This window comes from Streptomyces sparsus, from assembly GCF_054776295.1.
Window position 1 is genome coordinate 1 of sequence record NZ_BAAHCA010000101.1, and the last position, 9561, is coordinate 9561.

General features: G+C 68.9%; 8 protein-coding genes and 2 tRNA genes. 3 read left to right on the forward strand and 7 right to left on the reverse strand.

What is annotated here, in order from left to right:
- Positions 1 to 62 precede the first annotated feature (62 nt).
- The 5 genes from clpX to ACYVE9_RS08370 all read right to left on the reverse strand — a co-directional run bounded on the left by clpX (position 63) and on the right by ACYVE9_RS08370 (position 4756).
- Positions 63 to 1349 (reverse strand): ATP-dependent Clp protease ATP-binding subunit ClpX, encoded by a 1287-nt coding sequence (clpX, locus tag ACYVE9_RS08350; protein ID WP_461027102.1) that lies wholly within the window; start codon positions 1347 to 1349, stop codon positions 63 to 65.
- A gap of 172 nt (positions 1350 to 1521) precedes the next feature.
- A complete protein-coding gene (locus ACYVE9_RS08355; protein ID WP_461027103.1) occupies positions 1522 to 2196 on the reverse strand; it encodes an ATP-dependent Clp protease proteolytic subunit in 675 nt (224 codons plus the stop codon).
- 79 nt (positions 2197 to 2275) lie between these two features.
- Positions 2276 to 2881, reverse strand: a complete 606-nt coding sequence (locus ACYVE9_RS08360) for an ATP-dependent Clp protease proteolytic subunit (RefSeq protein ID WP_461027109.1) — start codon at positions 2879 to 2881, stop codon at positions 2276 to 2278.
- Positions 2882 to 3130: 249 nt separating this feature from the next.
- A complete protein-coding gene (gene tig / locus ACYVE9_RS08365) occupies positions 3131 to 4570 on the reverse strand; it encodes a trigger factor (protein WP_461027104.1) in 1440 nt (479 codons plus the stop codon).
- Between the two features lie 109 nt (positions 4571 to 4679).
- A tRNA-Pro gene (locus ACYVE9_RS08370) sits at positions 4680 to 4756 on the reverse strand.
- A gap of 120 nt (positions 4757 to 4876) precedes the next feature.
- Between ACYVE9_RS08370 and ACYVE9_RS08375 the strand changes: the two genes are divergently transcribed.
- Positions 4877 to 4950, forward strand: a tRNA-Gly gene (locus ACYVE9_RS08375).
- Between the two features lie 146 nt (positions 4951 to 5096).
- Here the strand turns inward: ACYVE9_RS08375 and ACYVE9_RS08380 are convergent.
- Positions 5097 to 5291 carry a hypothetical protein gene (locus tag ACYVE9_RS08380; RefSeq protein ID WP_461027105.1) on the reverse strand — a complete coding sequence of 65 codons (195 nt, stop codon included), beginning with the start codon at positions 5289 to 5291 and terminating at the stop codon, positions 5097 to 5099.
- 582 nt (positions 5292 to 5873) lie between these two features.
- Here ACYVE9_RS08380 and ACYVE9_RS08385 point away from each other — a divergent pair.
- Positions 5874 to 7031 (forward strand): acyltransferase family protein, encoded by a 1158-nt coding sequence (locus ACYVE9_RS08385; protein ID WP_461027106.1) that lies wholly within the window; start codon positions 5874 to 5876, stop codon positions 7029 to 7031.
- A gap of 102 nt (positions 7032 to 7133) precedes the next feature.
- Here ACYVE9_RS08385 and ACYVE9_RS08390 read toward each other — a convergent pair whose 3' ends face one another.
- Positions 7134 to 8288, reverse strand: coding sequence for a SpoIIE family protein phosphatase (locus ACYVE9_RS08390; protein WP_461027107.1), 1155 nt, complete (start codon positions 8286 to 8288; stop codon positions 7134 to 7136).
- Between the two features lie 113 nt (positions 8289 to 8401).
- On the opposite strand from ACYVE9_RS08390, the gene ACYVE9_RS08395 reads away from it, so the two are divergent.
- The coding region (locus ACYVE9_RS08395) for a GNAT family N-acetyltransferase (protein ID WP_461027108.1) at positions 8402 to 9561 on the forward strand (1160 nt) is incomplete at its 3' end.

The following is a 9561-nucleotide window of genomic DNA, read 5'->3' on the forward strand; positions in this document are numbered from 1 at the left end:
GGGGAGCGATCGCTCCCCGGGGCCCACCGTGCGTTCCGTCCGCGGGCCCGGCCCGCCGGGGCTCAGGCGCTCTTCTCCTGCGGCCCCTGCTCGTTGCCGCGAGAGCGCGGCACCAGCGTCGGGTTCACGTTGGAGTGCACCACGTCGGCGGTGATGACCACCCGGGCGACGTCCTTGCGGGACGGCACCTCGTACATGACCGACATGAGCACCTCCTCCATGATGGCGCGCAGCCCGCGGGCACCGGTGCCGCGCAGAATCGCCTGGTCGGCGATGGCCTCCAACGCGGCATGGTCGAACTCCAGCTCCACGCCGTCGAGTTCGAACAACCGCTGGTACTGCTTGATGAGCGCGTTGCGCGGCTCGACCAGGATCTGGAGCAGCGCCTCACGGTCCAGGTTGTGCACCGAGGTGATCACCGGCAGACGGCCGATGAACTCCGGGATCATCCCGAACTTCACCAGGTCCTCCGGCATGATCTCCTCGAACTGGTTCGACTCCTCGATCTCCCGCTTGGAGCGGATCGTCGCGCCGAACCCGATGCCCTTGGCACCGGCCCGGGACTCGATGATCTTCTCCAGACCGGAGAACGCGCCACCCACGATGAACAGCACGTTGGTGGTGTCGATCTGGATGAACTCCTGGTGCGGGTGCTTGCGCCCACCCTGCGGCGGCACCGAGGCCGTGGTGCCCTCCAGGATCTTCAACAGGGCCTGCTGCACGCCCTCACCGGAGACGTCCCGGGTGATCGACGGGTTCTCGCTCTTGCGGGCCACCTTGTCGATCTCGTCGATGTAGATGATGCCCGTCTCGGCCTTCTTGACGTCGTAGTCAGCGGCCTGGATCAGCTTCAGCAGGATGTTCTCGACGTCCTCGCCGACGTAGCCGGCCTCCGTCAACGCGGTGGCGTCCGCGATGGCGAAGGGGACGTTCAGCATGCGTGCGAGCGTCTGCGCGAGCAGTGTCTTGCCCGAGCCGGTCGGGCCCAGCAGCAGGATGTTCGACTTCGCCAGCTCGATGGCGTCGTCCTTGCCCTGCGCGCCGCCGTTCTCGCCGGCCTGCACCCGCTTGTAGTGGTTGTACACCGCCACCGACAGGGCCTTCTTCGCGGTCTCCTGACCGACGACGTAGCCCTCAAGGAACTCGTAGATCTCCCGCGGCTTGGGAAGCTCGTCCCAGCGCATCTCGGAGGTCTCGGCGAGCTCCTCCTCGATGATCTCATTGCAGAGGTCGATGCACTCGTCGCAGATGTAGACGCCCGGACCTGCGATGAGCTTCTTCACCTGCTTCTGGCTCTTGCCGCAGAACGAGCACTTGAGCAGGTCGCCGCCATCACCGATGCGTGCCACGAGGTGCTTCCCCTTCGCCTGCGCACCGCCGACTGGCGACGGTGCCTGGTCCTTGCTCTCCGAAGGTACCTTGCCGGGCCCCCGGTATGGGCCCCCCTGGTGACTGTTGAGTCAAAGGGGGATGCCCGGGCCGGTCCACGAGAAAACCGTGGACCGGCCCGGGACGGCGGGGTCAGACCCCGACGGACGTCTTGCGGTTGGACACGATCTGGTCGACCAGACCGTAGGCGAGGGCGTCCTCGGCCGTGAGGATCTTGTCGCGCTCGATGTCGTCACGGATCTGCTCGATCGGCTTGGTGGAGTGCTTGGCCAGCATCTCCTCCATCTGCAACCGCATCCGCTGGATCTCGTTCGCGGCGATCTCCAGGTCCGAGACCTGACCGCGGCCCGTCTCGCTGTAGGGCTGGTGGATCAGCACCCGCGCGTTGGGCAGCGCCATGCGCTTGCCCGGCGTGCCCGCGGCGAGCAGCACGGCCGCGGCGGAGGCCGCCTGGCCCATGCAGACCGTCTGGATGTCGGGCTTCACGAACTGCATCGTGTCGTAGATCGCGGTCAGCGCCGTGAAGGAGCCGCCGGGCGAGTTGATGTAGATCGAGATGTCGCGGTCCGGGTCCATCGACTCCAGGCACAGCAGCTGTGCCATGACGTCGTTGGCCGAGGCGTCGTCGACCTGCACGCCGAGGAAGATCACACGCTCCTCGAAGAGCTTCGCGTACGGGTCGTACTCACGCACGCCCTGCGAGGTGCGCTCGACGAAGCGCGGGATGACGTAGCGAGCCTCGGGTGTCGGGCCGGAGTACCGGGCCTGGGGGCCTGCGGCGAGGCCGGAGCCGGGGAGGTTTTCCATCGAGGTGTTCACCGTCCTGGTGATGAGCTGGCCTGGTGATGAGCCGGCTGGCTGCGGGCAGTAGAGCGTCGAAACGGGCTCAGGCGCCCGTACCGCCGCCACCGGGGATGTCGGAGGCGTTGGAGATGACCGAGTCCAGCAGGCCGTACTCACGGGCCTCCTCGGCACTGAACCAGCGGTCGCGGTCGGCGTCGCGCGTCCACTGCTCGACCGTCTGGCCGGTGTGGAACGCGGACAGCTCCGACATCTTCTTCTTCGTACGGAGCAGCTGCTCCGCGTGGATCTTGATGTCCGAGGCCGAGCCGGCCAGACCGGCCGACGGCTGGTGGATCAGGATCTCCGCGTTCGGCAGCGCGAAGCGCTTGCCCGGAGTGCCCGCGCTCAGCAGGAACTGGCCCATCGAGGCGGCCAGGCCCATGGCGATGGTGACCACGTCGTTCTTGATGAACTGCATGGTGTCGTAGATCGCCATGCCGGCCGTGATGGAGCCGCCGGGGGAGTTGATGTAGAGGTTGATGTCCTTGTCCGGGTCGGCGGCAAGGAGCAGCAGCTGTGCGGTGATTCGGTTGGCGATCTCGTCGTCCACCGGCTGGCCGAGGAAGATGATCCGCTCGTTGAGCAGTCGGTTGTAGACCTGGTCGCCGAGGCCACCACCAAAGTTGGGCTCAGCGGCGGCGGAAGGCATCGGAAGCGTCACGTGTCCACCTGCTCGTGTCCGGACGGCCGGGACCTCGCTGGATCTCCTGTGAGCCGTCGCTAGCGTCTTCGTGTACAAGGACCCTAACGCGCAAGGGGGGTCAGGCCATCCCGCTCCGAGAACTGTTCGCTGTGAGCGCAGGGAGCGTTCCCGCAGGTCGGGCCGGGGAGTTCCGCCGGGCGCGAACGGGCCCGTACACGCGGTGGTGTACGGGCCCGTCCGTTCGGCTGTCCCGGATCAGGCGTCGGACCTGTCGGCCTTCTCGCCCTTGTCGCCCTGCTCGGCGTCGGCGGTCGCGTCCGCCTCGTCGGACTCGGCGGCCGCGGACTCGGAGGTGGCCTCGACCGTCTCGCCGGTCTCGTCCTCCTCGTCGTCCAGGTCGACGACCTCGCCGTTGGCGTCCTTGACGGTGGCGGCCTCGACCACGACGGCCAGCGCCTTGCCGCGGGCGACCTCACCGACGAGCATCGGCACCTGGCCGCCCTCGACGACCGCCTGCGCGAACTGGTCGGGGCTCATGCCGGAGGACTGCGCGCGGCGCATGAGGTGCTCGGTGAGCTCCTCCTGGCTGACGTTCAGCTTCTCGGTGGCGACCAGCTCGTCCAGGATGAACTGCGTCCGGATGCCCTTCTCGGCCTGCTCCTTGAGCTCGGCCTCGAACTCCTCCTCGGACTTCTCCTGCATCTTCAGGTAGGTCGCGAGGTCCATGCCCATCTGGCCCAGCTGGTGGTTGACCAGGTTGTGCTTGCGGGTGTTGACCTCGTCCTCGAGCAGCTTCTCGGGGATCGGCACCTCGGTGAGGCCGATGAGCTCCTCGAGCACCTTCTCCTGGGCCTGGGTGGCCTGGTCGTACTTCTTCATCCGGGCCAGCCGCTTGCGGCTGTCCTCGCGGAGCTCGTCCATGGTGTCGAACTCGCTGGCGAGCTGCGCGAAGTCGTCGTCGAGCTCGGGCAGTTCACGGGCGGACACGGACGTGACCTCGACCTTGACCTCGGCCTCCTGGCCGGCTGCGGAGCCGCCCTTGAGCTCAGAGGTGAAGGTGGCCGACTCGCCCGCGGACAGGCCGGTGACGGCGGCGTCGATGCCTTCCAGCAGCTCACCGGAGCCGATGGTGTAGTCGATGCCCTCGGCGACGCCGTCCTCCAGGACCTCGCCGCCGACCTTGGCCTCGAGGTTGATCTTGACGACGTCACCTTCGGCGGCGGCCCGCTCCACGACGTTGGTCGAGGCGAAGCGGTCGCGGAGCTGGTCGACGGAGGTGTCCACGTCCTCGTCGGTGACCTCGACGGGGTCGACGGTCACCTCGATGCCGGAGTAGTCCGGGATCTCCAGGGTGGGGCGCACATCCACTTCGGCGGTGAAGGCCAGCAGCTCGTTGTCCTTGAGCTCGGTGATGTCCACCTCGGGCTGGCCCAGCGGGTTCAGGTCGCCTTCTTCGACGGCGCTCTGGTACAGCTTCGGGAGCGCGTCGTTGACGGCCTCCTCCAGCACGGCACCGCGGCCGAAACGCTGGTCGATCACTCGCGCAGGGATCTTGCCCTTGCGGAAGCCAGGCACCTGGACCTGCTGGTTGATCTTCTTGTACGCCGCGTCGAGGCTGTCCTTGAGCTCCTCGAAGGGCACCTCGACAGTGAGCCGAACCCGAGTGGGGTTCAGGGTCTCCACGGCGCTCTTCACGGTCGGTCTCCTTGGGGCTGACTTCTTGGGGATTCAGACGTTTGGGGCGCCCGTTGCGCGCTCTCCGGTGTGCGGACACGACGGAGACACGCGCGTCACTCATAGTACGTGGTCGGGGTGGCCGGATTCGAACCGACGACCTTCCGCTCCCAAAGCGGACGCGCTACCAAGCTGCGCCACACCCCGTCGGTGCGACACGTACAGTACATGCCGTACGATGCGTTGCGTGCCGCACGGCGGTCATGATCAGCTCGCTCCGGCCGACCGGTTATGATCGAACGGTCGCAGTCGGCACGGCGGCAGCACGCGGGCGTAGCTCAATGGTAGAGCCCCAGTCTTCCAAACTGGCTACGCGGGTTCGATTCCCGTCGCCCGCTCCACGGACACCAGGGCCAGGCAGAGGATTCTTCCTCCGCCTGGCCCTGAGTCGTTCTCCTGAGCCGTCGCCGTTGCTCTCCCAGGCCGTCCCCGAGTGGCCTTCCGGGCGGTCGTGCCCCGGTCGTGCCCCTTGGGGACGGCCCGGATCTCAGAGGTTGATCTGGTTGATCGACTCGGCCACCGAGTCGAAGAAGTTCTGGATGGTGGGTGCCATGCCCGTCGACGCGAGGAAGAAGCCGAAGAGGGCCGCGACGACGGCGGGACCGGCCTTGAGGGAGCCGCCTCTGATCATCACCACCAGGATGATCGCCAGCATCAGGACCACGGACAGCGAAATCGCCACAACTGATCACACCTTCGGTCGGAACCTCACCACCGGCCGGGGGACCTGTTGCCGCTCGCAGCCCCCTGCGACCTCCATCGTGCCACCAACCGGGCGGCTGATGGACCCCGCTGACGAATCGTTGGCCCTTGTTCGCCCGTTCCTCCCCCGATCCGAGTGCCTCCGGGCACTCCGGCTGCCGGTACGGTCCGCCCGAGCCCCCGGAGTGGCCGCACGACTGGTCCGGGGGCTCGGGCGGTCAGCCCCAATTCGCTCTCCCGCCGGATCCCCCATTACCGGCCGGTTATGCGCGCACTCGGGTGCCGGAGGGTGATCCCATTCGTGTGGGGTGGCCCACATCTCCGTTCCGGGGCCCCGAATTCGGACAAGAAACCGCGTTTCGTACGCGCGCATACACCTCTTTTACGGCGGGCATATGCTCACAATCCAGGGCGTACGGATGCAGTAAATCGCTTTGTCGACATTACGGTCTGCGGTGTGTCGGCCGTATTTCGCGCAGGTCTGATCGAATTCCCCGAACGCGGCACGCAACCTGCCTGCGAAAATTTACGTCTTAGAAGTTTCGGCGCTATCGTGCGGTAGATGTTCCCCGCTGGATATGAGCGCGCCCCACTGCCCCCGGCCCGGCACCTGAAGCCCGAGGCGGCAGCCGAGGAGCTGCCGCAGACCTCGGACCGGGCCGCCGCAGAGGGAGCCGCGAAGGGCAGAGCCAAACAGCGGGACCCCTTCTTCGACAACGCGAAGTACCTCACCATCGTGCTGGTCGGCATCGGCCACGCCTGGGAGCCGCTGCGCCACGAGAGCCGCGCGGCGGAGGCGCTCTACTTCGCGCTCTACACCTTCCACATGCCGGCGTTCATCGTGATCTCCGGTTACCTCTCCCGGAGCTTCGAGGCCCGGCCCGGCCAGATCAAGCGGCTGGTCACCGGTGTCGTGGTGCCGTACCTCGTCTTCGAGATCGCCTACACGCTCTTCATGCGCCGGATCGACAACCCGGACCGGGCGTTCAGCCTGCTCAGCCCCGGATACGCGCTGTGGTTCCTAGTGGCCCTGTTCATCTGGCGGCTCACCACGCCCGTCTGGAAGGTGCTGCGCTGGCCGCTGCCGACCGCCCTGGCGATCGCCGCCCTGGCCAGCACCGGACCCGGCATCGGCAGCGAACTCAACCTCCAGCGGGTACTCCAGTTCCTGCCCTTCTTCGTCCTCGGCCTGCAACTGCGCCCCGAGCACTTCCGGATGCGCCGGCCCGCCCTCCGGGCGGCGGCCGTCCCGGTGGCGCTGCTCACCCTGCTCTTCTCCTACTGGGCCGTGCCGCGCATGAACAAGCAGTGGTTCCTGCGCAACCACGCGGCGCAGGAGCTGGGAGTGCCCTGGTGGGTCGGCGTGGTGATGACACTGGCGCTGTTCGGCTGCGCCCTGGTGCTCACCGCCTGCTTCTTCGCCTGGGTGCCGCGCCGCACCACCTGGTTCACCAGTCTCGGCGCCGGCACGATCTGCGGCTACCTGCTGCACGTCTACCCGATCCAGCTGGCCCGCCAGTTCGACTGGTACGAGGCCGCCTGGGTGGACTCGCCGCTGGGCCGGGTGCTGGTCACGGTGCTCGCCGCGGTGATGATGACGGTCCTGTGCACGGCCCTGTTCCGCCGCGCCTTCCGCGGGGTGATGGAGCCGGACATGAACTGGGCCTTCACCTCCGACCCGGTGGACACGGCACGCCGCAGGGTCGCCGGAGCCCGCTGAACCGGAACGGCCGCGCGGTCCGGCGTCGAGCGGTCCGGGGCGCCTTCGGCTCACATCGGTCGGCGGCGGTGCCGGCCCCTCCCGTCCCAGTCGCGCGCTGTCTCAGTCGCGGCAGATGAGCAGCAGCGCACGGTCGTCGTTGACGTCCTTGGCGACCTTCTCGATCAGGTGCCAGGCGGCCCCGCGGAACCCGGTCGCCACGTACGTCTCGGCGGTTCCGGTGAGCCGGTCGATGCCCTCGCTGAGGTCCCGCTCGGCCGTCTCCACCAGGCCGTCCGTGAACAGCATCAGCACGTCGCCCTGCCGCAGGCGTCCCTTGACCGGGTGGAACTCGGCGCCGTCGTAGACGCCGAGCAGCGGCCCCTCCGCCGTCTTCTCCTCCCACCTGCCGGTGCCGGCGCTGAGTTGCATGCCCGGCACGTGGCCTGCGGAGAGCAACTCGTAGTCGCCGGTGTCCAGGTCCAGCACCAGGTGCACGGACGTGGCGAAGCCCTCCTGCCAGTCCTGGCGCAGCAGGTAGGCGTTGGCGGCCGGCAGGAAGGAGTGCGGCGGCAGTGAACCCAGCAGGCCGCCGAACGCACCGGAGAGCAGCAGAGCGCGGGAGGCGGCGTCCATGCCCTTGCCGGAGACGTCGGTGAGGACCACCTCCAGGGTGCGGCGGCGCGGACCGGTACGGGCCCCGACCACGAAGTCCCCGGAGAACGACTGGCCTCCGGCCGGCCGCAGCGACATCTCCCGGTGCCAGCCCTTCGGCAGCGACGGCAACTGGCTCTGCACCCGCAGCCTTTCCCGCAGGTCGAACAGCATCGTGCCGCCACCCGTCCAGGGCACCCCGACCCGGGTGCGGAACTGGGCGATCAGCAGCCCGACCAGGCCGACCGCGGCCACCACGAGGATCGTGCCGGGCGTCACGCGGCCGGCGCCGTCCGAGTAGGGGCCGAGCACCACCGACTCCACGACGAGCGCGACGGCGGACGCGGCGTAGAGCGCCAGCAGACTCGCCGGGCGGAGCAGCAGACCACCGGCGATGACGGGCAGCACCAGCGTCTCCGGCGCGCACCACAACGGCTGGGCCATCGTGGCCCACGCGAGAGCGGGCACACTCAGCATCAGCACGCTGAAGGCACCCCGGTCGGAGCCGTGTCCGCGGAAGTAGTCCACCGCCGAACGGCGCAGCAGCGTACGGGCCCGGTGCAGCGCCTTGTGAGCTCGGTGCAGCCGGGCCGCCTGTGGAGCCGTACCGCCGCGACCTGCCATGCTTCCGGACCTTACCTGTGCCTCAAAAGGCGCGTCGATTTCTGACGTCGACCAGCGGCCCGCCGCTCCGAAATCCAGTCGTGGCGTCTGCTCCGGCCTGGTAGGCATGGCGTATGACGTGGGAACCGCGGGTGCTGCGCACCGACGAGTGGGAAGCCTGGTACGGGAAGCTGGCGCTCGCCTTCGGAGGGGCCCAGGAGGACGCCCAGGAGGTCGAAGGCTGGCGGAGCGTGACGGAGTTCGAGCGCTCGCTGCTGGTCGCCGACGGCGACGAGATCGTGGGCACCGCGGGCACGTTCTCCTTCCGCATGACGGTCCCGGGCGGCGCGGTGGTGCCCACCGCCGGGTTGACGATGGTCAGCGTGGCCGCCACCCACCGGCGGCAGGGCGTGCTCACCTCGATGATGCGCCGCCAACTCGACGACGTGCGCGCGGCGGGGGAGCCGCTGGCGGTGCTCACCGCCTCCGAGCCGGCCATCTACGGACGCTTCGGTTACGGCGTCGCCACCCGGCAGTTGAGCGCCGAGATCGACACCGCACGGGTGCGCCTCCGGGTGCCGCCGGAGGCGGACGGTGTGCGGCTGCGCCTGGTCGAGCCGGAGAAGGCGCTCGCCGACTGCGAGCGGGTGTACGCGGCCAAGGTGCCGGAACGCCCGGGCATGCTGGAGCGGCAGCCGCGCTGGGACCGGGTGCAGGTGCTGGACCCGCCGGGTGAGCGCGAGGGCGCGTCCCCGCTGCAGTGCGTGCTGGCCGAACGGGACGGCCGGTTGCTCGGTTACGCCCGCTACGCCGTGAAGGGCCGGTGGGACGAGGCCGGACCGAAGGGTGAGGTCGTGCTCCGGGACCTGGAGGCGCTGGACGAGGCGTCCTACGGTGCGCTGTGGCGATACCTGGCCGGCATCGACCTGACGTCGTCCGTCGTGGCGCGCAACCGGCCCGAGGACGACGCCTGGCTGCACCAGGTGTCCGATGTGCGGCGCTGCGCCGTGCGGTTGCGGGACGGGCTGCACCTGCGTCCGGTGGAGGTGGGGCCGGCGCTGGCCGCCCGCACCTACCGGACGCCGGTGGACGTGGTGTTGGCGGTCGAGGACGACTTCTGCCCCTGGAACACCGGGCGTTGGCGGCTGTCGGGGGACGACGGCGGCGCGGTGTGCGAACCGACGCGGGAGCCGGCCGCGCTGGCCCTGTCGGTCGCGGAGTTGGGCGCCGCCTACCTGGGTGGCGCTTCGCTGCTCTCGCTGGCGGCGGCCGGCCGGGTGCGCGAACTGCGGCC

Coding starts and splice junctions, on each gene's coding strand:
- ACYVE9_RS08385 (WP_461027106.1), top strand. CDS start 5,874: ATGTTCCCCGCTGGATATGAGCGCGCCCCACTGCCCCCGGCCCGGCAC.
- ACYVE9_RS08360 (WP_461027109.1), bottom strand. CDS start 2,881: ATGCCTTCCGCCGCCGCTGAGCCCAACTTTGGTGGTGGCCTCGGCGAC.
- ACYVE9_RS08390 (WP_461027107.1), bottom strand. CDS start 8,288: ATGGCAGGTCGCGGCGGTACGGCTCCACAGGCGGCCCGGCTGCACCGA.
- ACYVE9_RS08355 (WP_461027103.1), bottom strand. CDS start 2,196: ATGGAAAACCTCCCCGGCTCCGGCCTCGCCGCAGGCCCCCAGGCCCGG.